Below are 20,815 nucleotides of genomic sequence, written 5' to 3' on the forward strand. Positions count from 1 at the left end.
AACAATTTATCAGACAATCTGTGTGGGCACTCGAGGATACGGATTCTTAACGTCGCAAGACGAAAAATGAATACCAAGTCTCTGAGTGAACACGTAATTCATTACGAAGTTTAATTCACGAGCATCAAACTTAAATTGAAGAGTTTGATCATGGCTCAGATTGAACGCTGGCGGCAGGCCTAACACATGCAAGTCGAACGGTAGCACAGAGAGCTTGCTCTCGGGTGACGAGTGGCGGACGGGTGAGTAATGTCTGGGAAACTGCCCGATGGAGGGGGATAACTACTGGAAACGGTAGCTAATACCGCATAATGTCGCAAGACCAAAGAGGGGGACCTTCGGGCCTCTTGCCATCGGATGTGCCCAGATGGGATTAGCTTGTAGGTGGGGTAACGGCTCACCTAGGCGACGATCCCTAGCTGGTCTGAGAGGATGACCAGCCACACTGGAACTGAGACACGGTCCAGACTCCTACGGGAGGCAGCAGTGGGGAATATTGCACAATGGGCGCAAGCCTGATGCAGCCATGCCGCGTGTATGAAGAAGGCCTTCGGGTTGTAAAGTACTTTCAGCGAGGAGGAAGGCGTTGTGGTTAATAACCACAGCGATTGACGTTACTCGCAGAAGAAGCACCGGCTAACTCCGTGCCAGCAGCCGCGGTAATACGGAGGGTGCAAGCGTTAATCGGAATTACTGGGCGTAAAGCGCACGCAGGCGGTCTGTCAAGTCGGATGTGAAATCCCCGGGCTCAACCTGGGAACTGCATCCGAAACTGGCAGGCTAGAGTCTTGTAGAGGGGGGTAGAATTCCAGGTGTAGCGGTGAAATGCGTAGAGATCTGGAGGAATACCGGTGGCGAAGGCGGCCCCCTGGACAAAGACTGACGCTCAGGTGCGAAAGCGTGGGGAGCAAACAGGATTAGATACCCTGGTAGTCCACGCCGTAAACGATGTCGACTTGGAGGTTGTGCCCTTGAGGCGTGGCTTCCGGAGCTAACGCGTTAAGTCGACCGCCTGGGGAGTACGGCCGCAAGGTTAAAACTCAAATGAATTGACGGGGGCCCGCACAAGCGGTGGAGCATGTGGTTTAATTCGATGCAACGCGAAGAACCTTACCTACTCTTGACATCCAGAGAACTTAGCAGAGATGCTTTGGTGCCTTCGGGAACTCTGAGACAGGTGCTGCATGGCTGTCGTCAGCTCGTGTTGTGAAATGTTGGGTTAAGTCCCGCAACGAGCGCAACCCTTATCCTTTGTTGCCAGCGATTCGGTCGGGAACTCAAAGGAGACTGCCAGTGATAAACTGGAGGAAGGTGGGGATGACGTCAAGTCATCATGGCCCTTACGAGTAGGGCTACACACGTGCTACAATGGCATATACAAAGAGAAGCGACCTCGCGAGAGCAAGCGGACCTCATAAAGTATGTCGTAGTCCGGATTGGAGTCTGCAACTCGACTCCATGAAGTCGGAATCGCTAGTAATCGTGGATCAGAATGCCACGGTGAATACGTTCCCGGGCCTTGTACACACCGCCCGTCACACCATGGGAGTGGGTTGCAAAAGAAGTAGGTAGCTTAACCTTCGGGAGGGCGCTTACCACTTTGTGATTCATGACTGGGGTGAAGTCGTAACAAGGTAACCGTAGGGGAACCTGCGGTTGGATCACCTCCTTACCTTAAAGAACCGACCTTTGTAGTGCTCACACAGATTGTCTGATGAAAAGTGAATAGCAAGGCGTCTTGCGATTGAGACTTCAGTGTCCCCTTCGTCTAGAGGCCCAGGACACCGCCCTTTCACGGCGGTAACAGGGGTTCGAATCCCCTAGGGGACGCCACTTGCTGGTTCGTGAGTGAAAGACGCGCACCCTGATATCTCAAAACTCATCTTCGGGTGATGTTTGAGATATTTGCTCTTTAAAAATCTGGATCAAGCTGAAAATTGAAACGACACACTGTGTCTGTTCTCCGTAATAAGAACAGATAAAAGGTGTGTTCGAGTCTCTCAAATTTTCGCAATCAGAAGTGAAACATCTTCGGGTTGTGAGGTTAAGCGACTAAGCGTACACGGTGGATGCCCTGGCAGTCAGAGGCGATGAAGGACGTGCTAATCTGCGATAAGCGCCGGTAAGGTGATATGAACCGTTATAACCGGCGATTTCCGAATGGGGAAACCCAGTGTGATTCGTCACACTATCGTTAACTGAATACATAGGTTAACGAAGCGAACCGGGGGAACTGAAACATCTAAGTACCCCGAGGAAAAGAAATCAACCGAGATTCCCCCAGTAGCGGCGAGCGAACGGGGAGCAGCCCAGAGTCTGAATCAGCATGTGTGTTAGTGGAACGGTCTGGAAAGTCCGACGGTACAGGGTGATAGTCCCGTACACAAAAACGCATGTGCTGTGAACTCGAAGAGTAGGGCGGGACACGTGGTATCCTGTCTGAATATGGGGGGACCATCCTCCAAGGCTAAATACTCCTGACTGACCGATAGTGAACCAGTACCGTGAGGGAAAGGCGAAAAGAACCCCGGCGAGGGGAGTGAAAAAGAACCTGAAACCGTGTACGTACAAGCAGTGGGAGCACCTTCGGGTGTGACTGCGTACCTTTTGTATAATGGGTCAGCGACTTATATTCTGTAGCAAGGTTAACCGTATAGGGGAGCCGAAGGGAAACCGAGTCTTAACTGGGCGTTAAGTTGCAGGGTATAGACCCGAAACCCGGTGATCTAGCCATGGGCAGGTTGAAGGTTGGGTAACACTAACTGGAGGACCGAACCGACTAATGTTGAAAAATTAGCGGATGACTTGTGGCTGGGGGTGAAAGGCCAATCAAACCGGGAGATAGCTGGTTCTCCCCGAAAGCTATTTAGGTAGCGCCTCGTGAACTCATCTTCGGGGGTAGAGCACTGTTTCGGCTAGGGGGTCATCCCGACTTACCAACCCGATGCAAACTGCGAATACCGAAGAATGTTATCACGGGAGACACACGGCGGGTGCTAACGTCCGTCGTGAAGAGGGAAACAACCCAGACCGCCAGCTAAGGTCCCAAAGTCATGGTTAAGTGGGAAACGATGTGGGAAGGCACAGACAGCCAGGATGTTGGCTTAGAAGCAGCCATCATTTAAAGAAAGCGTAATAGCTCACTGGTCGAGTCGGCCTGCGCGGAAGATGTAACGGGGCTAAACCATGCACCGAAGCTGCGGCAGCGACACTATGTGTTGTTGGGTAGGGGAGCGTTCTGTAAGCCGTTGAAGGTGGCCTGTGAGGGCTGCTGGAGGTATCAGAAGTGCGAATGCTGACATAAGTAACGATAATGCGGGTGAAAAACCCGCACGCCGGAAGACCAAGGGTTCCTGTCCAACGTTAATCGGGGCAGGGTGAGTCGACCCCTAAGGCGAGGCCGAAAGGCGTAGTCGATGGGAAACAGGTTAATATTCCTGTACTTGGTGTTACTGCGAAGGGGGGACGGAGAAGGCTATGTTGGCCGGGCGACGGTTGTCCCGGTTTAAGCATGTAGGCGGAGGTTCCAGGTAAATCCGGTACCTTTTAACGCTGAGGTGTGATGACGAGGCACTACGGTGCTGAAGTGACAAATGCCCTGCTTCCAGGAAAAGCCTCTAAGCATCAGGTAACACGAAATCGTACCCCAAACCGACACAGGTGGTCAGGTAGAGAATACCAAGGCGCTTGAGAGAACTCGGGTGAAGGAACTAGGCAAAATGGTGCCGTAACTTCGGGAGAAGGCACGCTGATAGGTAGGTGAAGTGATTTACTCATGGAGCTGAAATCAGTCGAAGATACCAGCTGGCTGCAACTGTTTATTAAAAACACAGCACTGTGCAAACACGAAAGTGGACGTATACGGTGTGACGCCTGCCCGGTGCCGGAAGGTTAATTGATGGGGTTATCCGTAAGGAGAAGCTCTTGATCGAAGCCCCGGTAAACGGCGGCCGTAACTATAACGGTCCTAAGGTAGCGAAATTCCTTGTCGGGTAAGTTCCGACCTGCACGAATGGCGTAATGATGGCCAGGCTGTCTCCACCCGAGACTCAGTGAAATTGAACTCGCTGTGAAGATGCAGTGTACCCGCGGCAAGACGGAAAGACCCCGTGAACCTTTACTATAGCTTGACACTGAACACTGGTCCTTGATGTGTAGGATAGGTGGGAGGCTTTGAAGTGTGGACGCCAGTCTGCATGGAGCCGTCCTTGAAATACCACCCTTTAATGGCTGGTGTTCTAACGTGGGCCCGTAATCCGGGTTGCGGACAGTGTCTGGTGGGTAGTTTGACTGGGGCGGTCTCCTCCCAAAGAGTAACGGAGGAGCACGAAGGTTAGCTAATCCTGGTCGGACATCAGGAGGTTAGTGCAAAGGCATAAGCTAGCTTGACTGCGAGAGTGACGGCTCGAGCAGGTGCGAAAGCAGGTCTTAGTGATCCGGTGGTTCTGAATGGAAGGGCCATCGCTCAACGGATAAAAGGTACTCCGGGGATAACAGGCTGATACCGCCCAAGAGTTCATATCGACGGCGGTGTTTGGCACCTCGATGTCGGCTCATCACATCCTGGGGCTGAAGTAGGTCCCAAGGGTATGGCTGTTCGCCATTTAAAGTGGTACGCGAGCTGGGTTTAGAACGTCGTGAGACAGTTCGGTCCCTATCTGCCGTGGGCGCTGGAGAATTGAGGGGGGCTGCTCCTAGTACGAGAGGACCGGAGTGGACGCATCACTGGTGTTCGGGTTGTCATGCCAATGGCACTGCCCGGTAGCTAAATGCGGAAGAGATAAGTGCTGAAAGCATCTAAGCACGAAACTTGCCCCGAGATGAGTTCTCCCTGAGACCTAGAGTCTCCTGAAGGAACGTTGAAGACGACGACGTTGATAGGTCGGGTGTGTAAGTGTAGCGATACATTGAGCTAACCGATACTAATGAACCGTGAGGCTTAACCTTACAACGCCGAAGGTGTTTTGGCGAAAGACAGACATCAGTTTCAGCTTGATTACAGATGACATTAACCGGCGAAAAGCGGGTTAATAAACAGAATTTGCCTGGCGGCTGTAGCGCGGTGGTCCCACCTGACCCCATGCCGAACTCAGAAGTGAAACGCCGTAGCGCCGATGGTAGTGTGGGGTCTCCCCATGCGAGAGTAGGGAACTGCCAGGCATCAAATAAAAGCGGAAGGCCCGGTCGAAAGACCGGGCCTTTTGTTTTATCTGTTGTCTGTCGGTGAGGGCTCTCCTGAGGAGGACAAATCCGCCGGGAGCGGATTTGAACGTTGCGCCGCAACGGCCCGGAGGGTGGCGGGCAGGACGCCCGCCATAAACTGCCAGGCATCAAATAAAGTGAAGAAGCCCATCCTGCCGGATGGGCTTTTTTGCGTCTGTGTGAAATAAACTCCGCCTGTCGCCTTATGCGACCTCCGACGCTATCCCCTCGAACATATCTGAATCCTTTCTGTGCTAATTAAAACCGTGACTTATATCGCATAATTAATTATAACAATTATATAACATTTAATTTACCAAAAAAGACACAACTAGCATTGATAAATTCACGCGATCCTTGGCAGGGGTATAATTCTAATGGCTGATAGCAGTGTAACTGAGAACGGGACGCTGACAGACGGCGATACCCGTCGTCGTATTTGGGCGATTGTCGGAGCATCATCAGGGAATCTGGTCGAATGGTTTGATTTCTATATCTATTCTTTCTGCTCTCTCTATTTTGCTCATATCTTTTTTCCATCAGGAAACACCACTACGCAACTCTTACAGACTGCCGGCGTTTTTGCCGCAGGCTTTCTGATGCGACCAATTGGCGGCTGGTTGTTTGGTCGCATCGCTGATAAGCACGGGCGCAAAAAATCCATGCTGCTGTCAGTTTGTATGATGTGTATGGGATCGCTGGTGATCGCTTGTCTTCCGGGGTATGAAACCATCGGTACCTGGGCTCCTGCGCTATTGCTGCTGGCCAGACTATTTCAGGGACTGTCTGTCGGGGGCGAATACGGGACCAGCGCTACCTACATGAGTGAAGTGGCCATTGAAGGTAAGAAAGGTTTTTATGCTTCATTCCAGTACGTAACGTTAATTGGCGGGCAGCTATTGGCATTACTGGTTGTGGTCATTTTACAGCAAACCTTAGAAGATTCAGCGCTAAGAGAGTGGGGGTGGCGTATTCCATTTGCGCTGGGCGCCGTGTTAGCTATTGTCGCGCTATGGCTGCGTCGCCAGTTGGATGAAACCTCGAAACAGGATGTTCGCGCGCTGAAAGAAGCGGGCTCTCTGAAAGGTCTGTGGCGTAATCGCAAAGCCTTCATCATGGTGCTTGGCTTTACTGCTGCTGGCTCGCTGTGTTTTTACACCTTCACAACCTATATGCAGAAGTACCTGGTTAATACCGCAGGTATGCATGCCAACGTAGCCAGCGGGATTATGACGGCGGCACTGTGTGTGTTCATGCTGGTGCAACCATTGTTTGGCGCTTTGTCAGATAAAATTGGCCGACGTACTTCCATGCTATGCTTTGGCGCATTAGCTGCGATTTTCACCGTTCCCATTTTGACAGCATTGCAAAACGTGACGTCTCCGTATATGGCGTTTGCTCTGGTAATGTGCGCCTTGTTGATCGTGAGTTTCTATACGTCCATCAGCGGCATTCTGAAGGCTGAGATGTTTCCGGCGCAGGTGCGCGCCCTGGGGGTTGGGTTATCTTATGCGGTGGCGAATGCTCTGTTTGGTGGTTCAGCCGAATATGTTGCCTTATCCCTGAAATCCATCGGGATGGAAACCACATTCTTCTGGTACGTTACCGCGCTGGCAGTCGTCGCATTTTTAGTATCGCTGATGCTGCATGGTAAGGGGAAAGGGCTGCGCCTCTAATGATGCGCCAGTTGCCAGACTGCATAGCCGGTTGAGGCGCCCGCAACATCCCAGGCAAAGTCCTTCCAGCTCCAGCCGCTCCCAGCGGGGCGGCTGTCCCACAGCTCTTTTGACGCGCCCAGGCTGACTGAGAACATCAAACCAATAGCCGCACTGCGATCTCGGTTGTTACCCTGATGCTGGGCATATTCGTTACCGGCTGCGGCAAGCATGGCGGAGGCAATAAAATGTTGAGCTTTGTCTTGTCCGCTCCAGCGGTCGTTTGCCATGTGGCTGCAGCCAGAAATAGCCAGGATACTGGTAAGAATAAACAGGCGCACCGTTGCCTCCATATGAAAAACCCCGTCAGTGACGGGGTCTTGGTTACAGAATACGGCTAATTAATCTGTCGATACGAATACGGCGTAGTCGACGGATCAGCTTACGCACTTTGACTGGATAGTCAGCAATGCTTTGCAGGTCGCGGTAGTGCTTAACCACGGTGGTATGCGTGCGAATAAGCTCCAGCTCTTTATCACGCTGGGGCGCCAGCTCTTGCTTAGGATCGTGGATAAGGATGGCATTTTCCAGATCCAGACGCCAGGCTCGAGGATTAAGGTTGTTGCCGGTGAGCAGCATCCATTTATCATCAACCCACATACCTTTCAGATGATAAGTGTTGTCATCATCTTTCCATAAGCGCACGACTAACTGGTCGGTATTCACATAATATTGCAGTCTGCTCAGGAAACGGCGCAGGTTAATTTCATACAGATAGGGCAGCGCGCCGATGATTTTAAAAGGCTCATCTTCCGGGATATAAAAGTCGTTGGCGGTTTTATCACCGACAATGATTTCGACCTTTTTCCCTTCACGCAGCAGCTGAATGATATTGCGCACCAGTATGGCGGGCAGATTGAAATAAGGGGTACAAATTGTGAGTTTGTGCTCTGCGCAGGGCATGAGGTGGAAAATAGTCTTATTTAACAGACTGGATTTTCCGAGTCCAACCAGAGGCGTAACAGAAAGCTGTTCATTATCCGCATCTCCCTGAAAATGGAATGACGCATCGCGCAGTTCCTGACGGTACAAGCGGATGTCGTTTTTAATTTCCGGGCTTTTAGGGCGATTGATATCATCAAGACGATTAACGCCGCGGCCATTCATCAGGTTTTGCGCCACCCAATTGAACATGATATCGGCCATTTGCGCGTTGCGAATCAGCTGATAACGGTCGTAGCGATATTTATCATGCTGATGCAGATAAACATCGTTCAGGCTGGCGCCGCTATACAGGACGCTGTCATCGATGATAAAGCCTTTGAAATGCAGAACGCCAAGGGCTTCGCGCGTGTTAATCGGCACGCCATAGACAGGAATATCGATACCGGGGTTTTCTTGCGCCATGCGGCAATACCAGTCAGCATTGGTATTAGATGCCGCAGCACCAATGCGCCCGCGCTGGGCTCGGTGCCAGTCGACAAGCACCCGGACATCCAGTTCAGGACGCTGCCGTTTTGCCGCATAGAGCGCGTCGAGTATGCCTTTGCCACCGTCATCCTGTTCCAGGTACAGCGCAATAATGCAGATCCGTCGCGTCGCGCTGGCGATTTTTTCCAGCAGAGTCTCCCTGAAATTAGCGGGAGCATAAAAGAAATCTACATCATCAACTGACTGAGAAATCTTGGGTAGTTGGGCAAGGTGTTGTTGATGTTTATTACGCTTAAATTTTGACAACATCACAGTGCATTTCTTCTCTGTTCATTGAAGGGTCCTCTGTGCTATGCAGACGACATAAGCGGGCAATGATACCACCAGTACCCATTAATGTGGTCAACATTTCCAGTACCTTACTCACGATTCCTCAAATTGGGCCAGATTAAGCGTTAGCCCAACAATCCCCTCTTCGAGTTGGACGTCAACAACGAACCCGAGTTTCCGGGCCAGGGCGACCATACCGCGATTGTTTGGCATCGTAATACCATTCAAGCGTCTAAGTCCGTGATCTCGGGTATAGGCAATTAATTTTTCCATCAATCGGCGACCCAGTCCAAGTCCTTTGAGATCAGAACGAACCAGGACGGCAAACTCGGCATCTACGTTATCAGGATCCGAGATAGCTCGCGTCACGCCGAGGATCTCTTCATGATTATCTCTACAACGCACAGCGACAAAGGCCATTTCACGATCGTAGTCGATCTGTGTCATATTGGCTAAATCTTCATGGGTAAATTCGTTGATCTCACTAAAATAGCGATAATAAAGATCTTCTTTGGTTACCTGAGAAATGAACTGCTGCAGATGAGGTTCGTCCTCAGGCAAAATGGGGCGGAACAGGCAGCGCTCGCCGTTCTTCAACTCAACCCACTCTTCAAGCTGATGAGGGTAGGGGCGTACAGCCAATCTGCTTTCGTTATCGCCCGTGAAAGGGGCAATGTCCAGCGTGACGTCCAGCGCGGTAAACTCACCGGCGGAGGCCAGCAGCGGATGGATATCCAGACGCTGAATTTCCGGACAATCGACGATCAGGTTGGATACCTGCACCAGAAGCTGGCTTAGTCCGGCGATATCCAGTGGGCGTAGTGCGCTACGAGCGCGGATCTTCTTATTTTTGATCCCCTGGATCACCAGATAACGCGCCAGATTCATGTTCAATGGCGGCAATGCCACCACGGCTTGCTCTTCTGGTCGCCACTCAACCCCACCTTCACCCAGCATAATCAGTGGGCCAAATACCGGATCGTGTTCAACGACGACGCGAAGCTCCTGAGCGCCAGCGCGATTCGCCATGCTTTGCACTAATAAACCGTGGATGCGCGCCTGCGGCCATGCCATTTTCACCCGATCAAAAATCGCATTCGCGGCCTGCTGTACCTCTGTTGCCGTACGCAGGTAGAGCATTACCCCCTGAACTTCCGATTTATGCGGGATATCAGGGGAACGCAGCTTGAGCGCCACCGGATAGCCGATCTGCTCTGCGATATGCACAGCTTCCGCGCTGTCGCTGGCGATCCAGGTCGGGAGCGTGTGTAAGCCATAAGCTTGTAAAATCGGCTGCACTTCATGGGTATCCAGCGATGTGGCCCCTTCGGCAATCGCCTGCTGTAACAGATTATGCGCCTCTGCGGTGTTCGTGGTCAGGTAGTCCGGTAGCGCAGGCGTTTCTCGCAGTTGCTTCTGGTTACGCCGATACTCGACCATATGCATAAACGCGGTGATGGTTCCTTCCGGCGTACGGTAGGTGGGCACCCCTGCTTCGCTAAATAGCCTACGGGCTTCCTGGGAAGAAAACTCCCCACACCAGTTGGTCAGTAAGGAGATAAATTTCCCTCGAGGATGCTGCTTTACTGCTTCGATCAACGCTTGCGCGCTTTCGGTCCCGGGGGCGGCGGCGCTGGGCGAATGAATCACCATCAGCGCGTCGAAGTCCTGGCTGGCGAGCAAAATATCCAGCGTTTTTACATAGTGTTCGCTACTGGCGTCGTCACGAAGATCCAGCGGGTTGCCGATATCAACATGGGCTGGTAGCGCATCGCGTAATTTCTGGCAGGTATCTTCACTCAGCGTGGCGAGTTTGCCATTCTTCGACCATAGCTCATCCAATGCCAGTGCGGCAGGCGCGGCGCCGTTACTGATGATCATTAGTCTGTCACCACGCAGCGGGCGCATGTGACTCAGGGTTTCGACCGCCGAGAACAGCTCGTGAGTATCTTGCACGCGTAATAAACCGGCGCGCTGAATAGCCGCATCCCAGGCTGGGTCCATCCCTGCACTGGTGTGCAGTAAACGCTGCGCTGCCGGGCTGCGGCCACTCTTAATCACCAGAATGGGTTTGTTGCGCGCGGCGCTACGGGCGGCAGAGACAAAGCGCCGGGCATCGCTCAAATGTTCGAGATAGAGCAATATTGCGCTGGTTTTACTGTCGCGCGCCAGGTAATCCAGCAGCTCATCAACGTCGATATCCAGGCTGTCACCCAACGCGATAAAGTAAGAAAAGCCCATTTCTCTCTGCTGCGCCCAGTCGAGTATGGTATTGGATACGGCGGCGGATTGAGAGATAAAAGCCAGCTTGCCGCGCTTAATCGGGACGGGGGAAAAGCTGGCGTTAAGTCCCTGCCAGGGGGCGAGAAGTCCCAGACTGTTGGGACCCAGCAGGCGTATTTTATAGCGTGAGGCGCAGGCCAGCAGTTCTGCATGCTGGGCCGCGGGAGCCGAAAGAATAATGCAGGTTTTACAGCCTTTCTCGCCAAGCGCTTCGAGCAATGCCAGGTTACGGCTGGCATTGGTGCACAACACGGCGAGGTCGGGGCTAAAAGGCAGGCTGCTGATATTGGGCCAGGCCAGTACGCCTAATACCGCTTTCCAGGCGGGCGTCACCGGTAGAACTGGCCCATTGAAACCGCCGGCAAGCAGATTACGCATCATCAGGTAACCCGCGCGGTTAGGCTTCATCGACGCCCCAATCACCGCAATGGATTTCGGTCGCAGTAGTGCTTCCAGACCACGTTGACTCATATCGGCTTCCTTAATGACACCAGTGACTGAATGATTTTAAACGCTTTCTGTCGAGTCTGCTGTGACGCTTCCCTGATGTTGAGTTTTTCCTGCCAGGTAACGGGTTTTAAAGCGAGTGAAGTGATCGCTTAACCCTTCCGCAGCTTGCGTATCGCCAGCCAGATCCAGCAAAGCGATGGCGACTTCGGCAGTACAGTATTGCCCTTCGGCGTGAATACCACGCAGGTGATAAGCGGACAGGCGCGATAAATCAACGGAGATCACCGGCAGGTTGTCGAGGTACGGGCTTTTACGGAACATTTTACGCGCTTCCGGCCAGGTGCCATCGAGCATAATAAACAACGGCGGTTTGCCGGTCGGCGGCGTGAAAATCACTTCGCGCTCTTCGCCCGCATAGGACGCCGGGAATACCACCATCGGCTGGTAATCGGGATTTTTCACCAGCTCAAGCAGCGCCTGCGGCGGTTCGGTGCGTGACCACTGAAAAGCCGCGGTATCGGGCAAAATATCGGCGATTAAACGTCCCGTGTTACTGGGCTTCATCGGCTCGGTATCAAACATGACCAGACAAAAACGGCTTTTGGCCTCAGACGGTACTAACGTTGCGCATAAGCAGAGCTTTAGCGGCAGCAGGCAGCGCTGGCAGCGACGAATACGGTTACCTCGGGCGAGGAAAGGACGCGTGGCGCGCGCGAGGCGCTCAGCGCGTAACTGAAGAACTGCGTTATCGGTCATGGGGGAACACGTTGAAAAACGCTATTGTCGCAGAGGTGAAAACGGGGCACAAGATGCGCCCCGCAGAGATTATAATGATTCGTTAAGCCAGCTATCAAACGGAGCCTTAGGTACGGCGCCATTAAGCATATCGACGATTTCACCTTTTCTGAAGATCATGATGGTCGGAATACTGCGGATGCCGAAGCGGGCGCTGAGCTCACGCTCGGCTTCTGTATTCACTTTAACAAAACGTACTTTACCGCTACGCTCTTCCGCGACATCTTCAAAAATTGGGGCAAAGTTACGGCATGGTCCGCACCAGGGGGCCCAAAAATCAACCACCACCGGGAGATCGTCTTTTAACAGTTTATCCAGTGTTTCACCGGTCGCATTGATCACCTCCCCATCGAACAGGTCGTGACCACAGCGTCCGCATTTAGCCGCTTCCTGGACACGATCGTCGGGAATGCGGTTGATAGCCTGGCAGCTGGTACAAACGGTATTCATAACTAACCTCTGGATGAGTAGTGTGGACTTCATGGCAGTGACGCCAGTATGTTTCTATTATGTTACATATTATCGGGGAGTCTGTTCTAAACAACAATGCGTTTTATTCAATGAGTACAATAGTCCTTAGCTTTTAAATGAAATAATGGCTAACGACGTGCACATCGGGTAATCTGCGCGCTTCGCGCAGAGCAGGTGGAGAAAAACATGAGCGACGAACTGAAGAACAAAAACGGCAAGGTCAAAGTGATGTACGTCCGCAGTGACGATGACTCGGATAAACGCACCCAAAATCCACGTACTGGTAAAGGCGGCGGACGCCCCGGTACTTCCCGAGCCGAAGGTGGTCGTCGCCCTGCCCGTGATGACAGAAAGGGTCCGAACAGCGAACGCGGCCGTGAACGTGGTCGTGACCGCGATGCAGAACGCGATCGCAGACGTGAAGATTCACCATGGCGTACCGTGTCCCGCGCACCGAATGATGATGCTGAGGCTAAAGCCGATCATGGTGGCATTAGCGGCAAGAGTTTTATCGATCCTGAAGTCTTACGTCGTCAGCGCGCGGAAGAAACCCGCGTTTACGGTGAAAATGCCTGTCAGGCTCTGTTCCAGAGTCGTCCGGACGCTATTGTTCGCGCCTGGTTCGTGCAGAGCGTCACCCCGCGCTTTAAAGAAGCATTACGCTGGATGGCGGCAAACCGTAAAGCTTACCATGTGGTTGATGAAGCTGAGCTGGCGAAAGCCTCCGGTACTGAGCACCATGGCGGTGTTTGTTTCCTAATCAAAAAACGTAACGGTACCACCGTTAAGCAGTGGGTGGGTCAGGCTGGGGTGCAGGATTGCGTACTGGCTCTGGAAGACATCGCTAACCCGCACAACCTGGGCGGAATGATGCGTAGCTGCGCCCACTTTGGTGTGAAAGGCGTGGTGGTACAGGATGCGGCGCTGCTGGAATCAGGTGCGGCAATCCGTACCGCTGAAGGTGGCGCAGAGCATGTTCAGCCGATCACCGGTGACAGCATTGTCGATGTGCTGGACGACTTCCGTAAGGCAGGTTACACGGTAGTGATGACCTCAAGCGTGAAAGGCAAACCGTTGTTTACTACTACGCTGCCGGAAAAAATGGTGCTGGTATTAGGGCGTGAGCGTGAAGCGCTGCCGGAAGCGGCATGCTCAGCCGACGACCTGTGCGTGGCGATTGACGGTACGGGTAACGTTGAAACGCTCAACGTATCTGTGGCAACCGGCGTACTGCTCGCGGAGTGGTGGCGTCAGAACAAAGCCTGATAATAAAAATGCCAGCGAATCGCTGGCATTTTTTTACTCACTTTCTGCAGGTAACACCGGCGTCCAGTCAATCGGTTTTTCACCTCGTTGTTCCAGCCATTCATTAGCCAGTACAAAGTGATTGCAGCCAAAGAAACCGCGATGTGCGGAGAGCGGTGACGGATGCGGCGCTTTCAACACATGGTGACGTTGGGTATCAATGATCGCGCCTTTCTTTTGTGCGTGTGAACCCCAGAGCAGGAAAACAACGCCTTCGCGATGCTGATTAATCAGGCTGATGACTTTATCGGTGAAGGTTTCCCAGCCCAGGCTGGCGTGCGAATGTGCCTGACCGGCGCGGACGGTGAGTACGGTATTCAGTAACAGTACCCCCTGACGTGCCCAGCTTTCCAGATAACCGTGCGTTGGGCGCGTGAAGCTAGGAATCGTCGCTTCCAGCTCTTTGTACATGTTCAGCAGCGAGGGGGGAGTGGCAATACCCGGACGAACAGAGAACGCGAGACCGTGTGCCTGGCCTGGACCGTGGTAAGGATCCTGCCCCAGGATGACGACTTTCACGTCGCCAAGTTCGGTAAAGCGAAAAGCGTTAAACACATCTTTTTGCGGCGGGTAAATTGTCATACCCGACTGACGCTCGCCAGCGACAGTATGTAGCGTGTTAACAAAATAAGGCTGCTGTTTCTCATCTGCCAGCACATCGTGCCAGGTTAATTCGGTGGCCATCTCGCTCTCCTGCGAATTTTCAATCCCTGTAGCTTAACTGCTTCTTACCACGTCGCAAAATTCTGTACGTTTCTCAACGGCATGGGCCTTAAAGATAGTTGAAAATTTATGTAAAAAGTTTAGCTGTGTACGTGGCGTAAGTTGATGTAAAACAATAAAATCCACCTATCACCACTTTTCATGTGTGGTTTTTGTTGATTTAAATCAAAGATTCAAGGGTGTGTGAGGGGTATATATACACTCAAGCAACAATGGTTTTACCAATTGGCCGGATGACGGCCAACCGAGATCAAATAATTTTGCCGGGGAGGCATCAAATGATTACAGGTATCCAGATTACTAAAGCTGCAAACGACGACCTGCTGAACTCTTTCTGGCTGCTGGACAGCGAAAAAGGCGAAGCACGCTGCATCGTTGCGAAAGCAGGTTTCAATGCGGATGACGTCGTTGCCGTCAGCAAACTGGGTGAAATCGAATACCGTGAAGTGCCGGTAGACGTACAGCCGGAAGTTCGCGTGGAAGGTGGTCAGCACCTGAACGTGAACGTTCTGCGTCGCGAAACGCTGGAAGATGCGGTTAAGCATCCGGAAAAATATCCGCAGCTGACCATCCGTGTTTCTGGTTATGCGGTACGTTTCAACTCTCTGACCCCAGAACAGCAGCGCGACGTTATTGCTCGTACCTTTACTGAGAGCCTGTAAGGCTCGCGGGGAATAACCCCGTTTAGCAGAGAATCAAAAGCGGAAGATGCCAGCGCGTCTTCCGCTTTTTTATATCCGTTAGTAAAAAATTCGTACTGCGCAATACACTAACAGCAGCGCCAGAATGATATTCAACTGTCGGCCGTAACGGCGAAAGAGGCGCTGAAAAAGATGGCCTGCCAGCGCCCAACATGCATTACCAAAGGTGCCGATCAGCGCCAGCAGAATACTCACCCCAATCAGCCAGTGTGCATCCTGCGTATAGGGCAGTACGAACGTGGATAACGCGGTAATGCCGTACAAAATGATTTTGACGTTAACAAACTGCAAGCCAAAACTCGCCCAGAAGCCGATCGGTTCGGACTGCAAATTATCGTTTGCCGCCGGGCTGGTGGCGATTTTCAATGCCAGCCACAAGATATATGCCGCGCCTGCCCAACTGAGCCAGTGGATGATGGCCGGATCCATCGCGGCAAGCGAAAACGAAATCCCGGCGCATATCAGCATGACGATTAAAAAGCCCAGACTCATCCCGGCAAGCACGCGCGTGCTCTGGCGAAAACCGTGTGACGTCGCAGCACTGAGCGCAAGGATGTTATTTGGGCCAGGGGTTAGCGCGGTAATCAATGTATAGGTCCAGAATGCACTTAAAAGTATGGGGGTCACTTGTTATCTCCTCTGTTTTGGTAGACAGTACCCGAGTCAAAACATTTAAAAAAATGAATGTTTTCGCATTCTGAGTTCGATATTTTCGATGGGTTGGTGCGGATGGATTTACGTCGGTTTATTACGTTAAAAACGGTGGTGGAAGAGGGGTCGTTCCTGCGGGCGTCACAAAAGCTTTGTTGTACGCAATCGACCGTGACGTTTCATATTCAACAGCTTGAGCAAGAGCTTTCGGTGCAGCTGTTCGAAAAAATTGGCCGCAGAATGTGTCTCACCAGTGAGGGCAAACGGTTGATGCCGCATATACACGACCTGACCCGCGTGATGGCATCGATTCGTCAGTCAGCACAGCAGGATGCGCAGCCGAGCGGCGATCTACGCGTTGCGACCGGCGAAACGCTGCTGGCGTATAAAATGCCGCAGGTTCTACAGCGATTTAAACAACGCGCGCCTCATGTGCGGTTGTCCTTACAGTCGCTCAACTGCTATGTCATTCGCGATGCGTTGCTCGGTGATGAGGTTGATCTGGGCGTGTTTTATCGTGTTGGTAATGATGATGCACTTGAGATGATACCGCTGGGCGATCAGTCACTGGTGCTGGTTGCGTCGCCTCTGCTGCAGCACGTTGATTTCACCCGGCATCACCAGCACATTCCCTGCAGCTTTATCATTAATGAACCGCAATGTATTTTCAGACAACGCTTCGAAGGGCTACTGCGTAAGCGTCATATTACGCTGGAAAATACGATTGAGTTGTGGAGTATTGAGAGCATCAAGCACTGCGTATCGGCAAATCTTGGCGTCAGTTTTTTGCCGCGTTTTGCCGTTGAGAAGGAGCTCCGTTCAGGGGAATTGGTTGAGTTACCGTTCAGCGAACAGCCGGAGTTAATTACGGCATTGTGCGGTTACCATGCTGGAAAAGTCGTTAGCCCGGCGATGCGGGTGTTTATTGAGTGTATTGAAGAGAGCTTTGCGATGCATGAAAAAATGCCGGGCTAAACGGCCCGGCATACGGTTTTACTCTTTGTCGGACTGCTGGGGAGCCGTTCCGCTCGGCTTACGACGTTTGCCGATATTTTTGGCGTCGCGGTGACGTTTCTTCACGCGCGGTTTCTCTTTTTCTTTGGCTTTTTGCTCGGCGCGCTTCGCCAGCACTTTCTTGGACGGCTTGCCGTTAGATTTCTCACTTGGCGCGCGAGTTGTCGGACGCAGTTCGTCAATAACGCGCGCCTTCAGCGGTTCGTCGATATAGCGGCTCGCTTTACCAAGCAGCAGGTGGTCGTGCGCTTCAACCAGAGAAATCGCGGTACCTTTACGGCCAGCGCGGCCGGTACGGCCAATGCGGTGTAGATAGGCATCACCACTGCGCGGCATGTCGTAGTTAAACACGTGGCTAACATCAGGAATGTCGATCCCGCGAGCGGCAACATCGGTCGCAACCAGTACGTTCACACGACCATCGGTCAGGCGTTTGATCGCTTCGTTACGCTTGATCTGTACCATCTCGCCTTCGAGATAGCAGTTATTAATGCCAGCCTGGCGCAGCCAGCCTGCCAGCTCGTGCACACGCTCACGCTTACGTACAAAAACAATCGAACGGGTCGCTTCCGGCTGTTTTAACAGATGGATCAACAGAGCCGTTTTGTGCTCGATGTCATCGGCACGGTAGTAAAATTGATGGATCTTCTTGCGTTCGCGGGTCGAGGGATCCGCCGAAACCTCAACCGGATCCTCCAGCAGGCGCTCGGCAAAATCTTTAATCGCGTCGCCTTCCAGCGTGGCAGAGAATAACATCGTCTGCTTACGCCAGCGGGTTTCACCGGCGATATGTTCGATGTCCTGGGCAAAGCCCATGTCCAGCATACGGTCTGCCTCATCGAGGATCAGCGTTTCAACCGCGTGGCAGTCGAAATTCTCTTCTTTGATGTATTGCAGCAGGCGACCGGTGGTGGCGACCACGATATCCTGGTTTTCGCTAAAGACTTCCATATGGTTCATGTAAGCCACGCCGCCGGTAATTGTGGCGATATCCAGATGCGTATTCTTCGCCAGTTCACGGGCGTGGTCGGCAACCTGCATCGCCAGTTCGCGCGTTGGCGTCAGAATTAAAATGCGCGGTGGGCCAGATTTTTTGCGCGGGAAGTCGAGCAGGTGCTGCAACGCTGGCAGCAAATATGCCGCCGTTTTACCGGTGCCTGTCGGCGCAGAACCGAGTACATCACGGCCATCGAGCGCAGGCGGAATGGCGGCAGCCTGAATGGCGGTCGGGCGAGTGAAACCTTTTTCCTGGAGGGCATCCAGAAGGCTTTCATCGAGTTCAAGTTCGGAAAAAGTCGTTACAGTCATGTTCTACCTCTGTGTGGGGCGCTGATTATAGACGTTACGGCTGCAATCTTCATCTGTTTGTATGGATATAGCTTCTCAGGTATTGTTTTTATCCTATGTTATCGTCTTTTTTCCCCAGGAAGGTTGTTCTCCATGCCCCAGTCTACATCCGTACTTAGACGTAATGGATTTACATTTAAGCAGTTTTTTGTGGCGCATGATCGTTGTGCGATGAAAGTCGGAACGGACGGTATTTTATTAGGGGCCTGGGCCCCCGTTGCGGGCGTAAAACGGATCCTGGATATTGGTACCGGGAGCGGCTTGTTGGCGTTGATGCTGGCCCAGCGTACTGATGAAAATGTCATCATTGACGCCGTGGAGCTTGATGTTGACGCCGCGCAGCAGGCGCAGGAGAACATCGCGCAATCTCCGTGGATGCATCGCGTCAGCGTTCATACAGCAGATGCGCAGCAATGGATACCACGCCAGACCGTGCGTTTTGATTTGATTATCAGCAATCCACCTTATTATGAACAGGGAGTGGAATGCGCCACGCCGCAGCGCGAGCAGGCACGTTACACGACCGCGCTCGATCATGAAGCATTGCTGGCGCTGGCGGCGGGGAGTATTACAGAAGATGGTTTTTTTTGTGTCGTGCTGCCGGAACAAATTGGTAACGCCTTTACCCAGCAGGCATTAAGTATGGGCTGGCATTTGCGTTTACGTACGGATGTGGCAGAAACTGAGGCCCGGCTACCACATCGTGTATTGTTGGCATTCTCCCCGCAGGCCGGGGAGTGCTTTAGCGACAGGTTGGTTATCCGTGGGCCAGACCAACGTTACTCTGAAGGTTACACGGCGCTGACCCAGGCGTTTTATCTGTTTATGTGATGACTTAGCGGCGAGAGGATGGACGGGCCTGACTCGGGAAGTTGTTCAGGATAATCCAGCGTGTAGTGCAGGCCCCGACTCTCTTTGCGCATCATTGCGCAGCGTACAATCAGCTCGGCAACCTGCACCAGGTTGCGCAGTTCCAGCAAATTGTTCGACACGCGGAAATGGGCGTAATACTCGTCGATTTCCTGTTGCAGCATGGTGATACGGCGCAGCGCGCGCTCCAGGCGCTTAGTCGTACGCACAATCCCGACGTAGTCCCACATAAATAAGCGCAGCTCATGCCAGTTATGCTGAATCACCACCAACTCATCCGGATTTTCCACACGACTTTCATCCCAGGCGGGAAGTGTGTTGACACCGCGTGCGTAAGGCATTCGCCTGTCGATATCTTCAGCGGCTGACCAGCCGTAAACCAGGCACTCAAGCAATGAGTTCGACGCCATACGGTTGGCGCCATGCAGGCCGGTATAGCTCACTTCTCCGATGGCATACAGACCGTCGACATCCGTGCGGCCAAAGTCATCAACCATCACACCGCCGCAGGTATAGTGCGCGGCAGGGACGATAGGGACCGGCTCTTTGGTCAAATCGATGCCCAGTCCCAGCAGTTTTTCATAAATCATCGGGAAATGCTGACGAACAAATGCTTCCGGTTTATGGCTGATGTCGAGGAACATGCAGTCAGCGCCCAGACGCTTCATCTCATGGTCAATGGCACGGGCGACGATATCGCGGGGAGCCAGTTCGCCACGCTCGTCAAAATCGGGCATAAAGCGCGAGCCGTCCGGGCGCTTCAGGTGCGCGCCTTCGCCACGCAGCGCCTCGGTCAGCAGGAAATTGCGCGCCTGCGGATGATACAGCGCCGTTGGATGAAACTGGTTAAATTCAAGATTGGCGACACGACATCCCGCGCGCCAGGCCATCGCAATCCCGTCCCCCGAGGAGATATCCGGATTGGTAGTGTACTGATACACTTTTGACGCGCCGCCGGTAGCTAACACCACTGACTTCGCATGGCAGGTTTCGACAGCTTCTTTATTACGATTCCAGATCCAGGCCCCAACAACCCGACGCGTTCCCGGCAGGCCGATTTTATCAGAGACAATCAGATCGACGGCATTACTGCGCTCCAGAACCTGTATGTTAGGATGATTTTGCGCCTGGCTGACAAGGGTGGTTTCGACTTCTTTACCAGTAGCATCCGCAGCATGCAGGATGCGTCGATGACTATGACCGCCTTCACGGGTCAGGTGATAACTCTCTTCACCGTTGGGCTGAACCTGCGTATCAAATAACACACCCTGATCGATAAGCCACTGCACACAGGTGCGGGCATTGCTGGCGACAAACTCTACCGCATGACGATCGCAAAGTCCGGCCCCGGCAACCAGCGTATCTTCAACGTGGGAGTCGATACTGTCGGTTTCATCGAAAACCGCGGCAATACCACCCTGAGCATAAAACGTCGAGCCTTCGCTAACAGGACCTTTGCTCAGTACAATAACCTGATGTTTCTCAGCCAGCCGCAGCGCCAGCGAGAGTCCGGCAGCTCCGCTGCCAATGATCAGCACGTCACAGGATAATTCAGGAGTTGTATTCATAATGTTTGTTTAATTTACT

14 protein-coding genes, 1 tRNA gene and 3 rRNA genes are annotated in these 20,815 nt (G+C 52.7%); 9 read left to right on the plus strand and 9 right to left on the minus strand.

Annotated elements, in window-relative coordinates:
• Window positions 1-132 precede the first annotated feature (132 nt).
• The 5 genes from AC534G_RS06260 to AC534G_RS06280 all read left to right on the plus strand — a co-directional run bounded on the left by AC534G_RS06260 (window position 133) and on the right by AC534G_RS06280 (window position 6,878).
• Window positions 133-1,672, plus strand: a 16S ribosomal RNA gene (locus AC534G_RS06260).
• Window positions 1,673-1,757: 85 nt separating this feature from the next.
• Window positions 1,758-1,833, plus strand: a tRNA-Glu gene (locus tag AC534G_RS06265).
• Between the two features lie 209 nt (window positions 1,834-2,042).
• Window positions 2,043-4,947: ribosomal RNA gene (locus AC534G_RS06270) — 23S ribosomal RNA — on the plus strand.
• Window positions 4,948-5,044: 97 nt separating this feature from the next.
• Window positions 5,045-5,160 (plus strand): 5S ribosomal RNA (gene rrf, locus AC534G_RS06275).
• The 16S, 23S and 5S rRNA genes sit together here with 1 tRNA gene alongside, the layout of an rRNA operon.
• Before the next feature lie 419 nt (window positions 5,161-5,579).
• On the plus strand, window positions 5,580-6,878 hold the full coding sequence (locus tag AC534G_RS06280; RefSeq protein WP_061382224.1) for an MFS transporter: 1,299 nt from the start codon (window positions 5,580-5,582) through the stop codon (window positions 6,876-6,878).
• On the opposite strand, the gene AC534G_RS06285 is transcribed toward AC534G_RS06280, so the two are convergent.
• From AC534G_RS06285 to trxC, 5 genes are all read right to left on the minus strand, one after another.
• On the minus strand, window positions 6,875-7,210 hold the full coding sequence (locus tag AC534G_RS06285) for a YfiM family lipoprotein (RefSeq protein ID WP_201746028.1): 336 nt from the start codon (window positions 7,208-7,210) through the stop codon (window positions 6,875-6,877). The genes AC534G_RS06280 and AC534G_RS06285 overlap by 4 nt on opposite strands.
• A gap of 31 nt (window positions 7,211-7,241) precedes the next feature.
• Window positions 7,242-8,597 carry a CDP-diacylglycerol--serine O-phosphatidyltransferase gene (pssA, locus tag AC534G_RS06290; protein ID WP_038642732.1) on the minus strand — a complete coding sequence of 452 codons (1,356 nt, stop codon included), beginning with the start codon at window positions 8,595-8,597 and terminating at the stop codon, window positions 7,242-7,244.
• Between the two features lie 114 nt (window positions 8,598-8,711).
• A complete protein-coding gene (locus AC534G_RS06295; protein ID WP_038642730.1) occupies window positions 8,712-11,372 on the minus strand; it encodes a bifunctional acetate--CoA ligase family protein/GNAT family N-acetyltransferase in 2,661 nt (886 codons plus the stop codon).
• Between the two features lie 36 nt (window positions 11,373-11,408).
• Window positions 11,409-12,107, minus strand: coding sequence for a tRNA-uridine aminocarboxypropyltransferase (gene tapT, locus AC534G_RS06300; RefSeq protein ID WP_087856392.1), 699 nt, complete (start codon window positions 12,105-12,107; stop codon window positions 11,409-11,411).
• A gap of 69 nt (window positions 12,108-12,176) precedes the next feature.
• Window positions 12,177-12,596, minus strand: coding sequence for a thioredoxin TrxC (gene trxC / locus AC534G_RS06305; RefSeq protein ID WP_003037559.1), 420 nt, complete (start codon window positions 12,594-12,596; stop codon window positions 12,177-12,179).
• Window positions 12,597-12,803: 207 nt separating this feature from the next.
• Here trxC and AC534G_RS06310 point away from each other — a divergent pair, with 207 nt between their 5' ends.
• Entirely contained in the window at window positions 12,804-13,883 is a 1,080-nt protein-coding gene (locus tag AC534G_RS06310; RefSeq protein ID WP_110497126.1) for a tRNA/rRNA methyltransferase, read from the plus strand.
• Window positions 13,884-13,916: 33 nt separating this feature from the next.
• On the opposite strand, the gene ung is transcribed toward AC534G_RS06310, so the two are convergent.
• The gene (ung, locus tag AC534G_RS06315) at window positions 13,917-14,606 is read right to left on the minus strand and encodes a uracil-DNA glycosylase (protein ID WP_110497128.1); all 690 of its coding nucleotides are present in this window, start codon (window positions 14,604-14,606) and stop codon (window positions 13,917-13,919) included.
• A gap of 317 nt (window positions 14,607-14,923) precedes the next feature.
• On the opposite strand from ung, the gene grcA reads away from it, so the two are divergent.
• On the plus strand, window positions 14,924-15,307 hold the full coding sequence (gene grcA, locus AC534G_RS06320) for an autonomous glycyl radical cofactor GrcA (protein WP_005121223.1): 384 nt from the start codon (window positions 14,924-14,926) through the stop codon (window positions 15,305-15,307).
• Between the two features lie 78 nt (window positions 15,308-15,385).
• Here the strand turns inward: grcA and eamB are convergent, their stop codons facing one another.
• On the minus strand, window positions 15,386-15,973 hold the full coding sequence (gene eamB, locus AC534G_RS06325) for a cysteine/O-acetylserine transporter (protein WP_038642722.1): 588 nt from the start codon (window positions 15,971-15,973) through the stop codon (window positions 15,386-15,388).
• A 102-nt stretch (window positions 15,974-16,075) separates the two neighbouring features.
• Here eamB and AC534G_RS06330 point away from each other — a divergent pair, with 102 nt between their 5' ends.
• Window positions 16,076-16,972, plus strand: coding sequence for a LysR family transcriptional regulator (locus AC534G_RS06330; RefSeq protein ID WP_110497130.1), 897 nt, complete (start codon window positions 16,076-16,078; stop codon window positions 16,970-16,972).
• An 18-nt stretch (window positions 16,973-16,990) separates the two neighbouring features.
• On the opposite strand, the gene srmB is transcribed toward AC534G_RS06330, so the two are convergent.
• Entirely contained in the window at window positions 16,991-18,319 is a 1,329-nt protein-coding gene (gene srmB / locus AC534G_RS06335; RefSeq protein WP_038642718.1) for an ATP-dependent RNA helicase SrmB, read from the minus strand.
• Between the two features lie 132 nt (window positions 18,320-18,451).
• On the opposite strand from srmB, the gene trmN reads away from it, so the two are divergent.
• The gene (trmN, locus tag AC534G_RS06340; RefSeq protein ID WP_085048976.1) at window positions 18,452-19,189 is read left to right on the plus strand and encodes a tRNA(1)(Val) (adenine(37)-N(6))-methyltransferase TrmN; all 738 of its coding nucleotides are present in this window, start codon (window positions 18,452-18,454) and stop codon (window positions 19,187-19,189) included.
• Here the strand turns inward: trmN and nadB are convergent.
• Window positions 19,174-20,796 carry an L-aspartate oxidase gene (gene nadB / locus AC534G_RS06345; protein WP_038642714.1) on the minus strand — a complete coding sequence of 541 codons (1,623 nt, stop codon included), beginning with the start codon at window positions 20,794-20,796 and terminating at the stop codon, window positions 19,174-19,176. The genes trmN and nadB overlap by 16 nt on opposite strands.
• Between the last annotated feature and the right edge of the window lie 19 nt (window positions 20,797-20,815).

The sequence above is a fragment of the Citrobacter sp. CRE-46 genome (genome assembly GCF_059615875.1).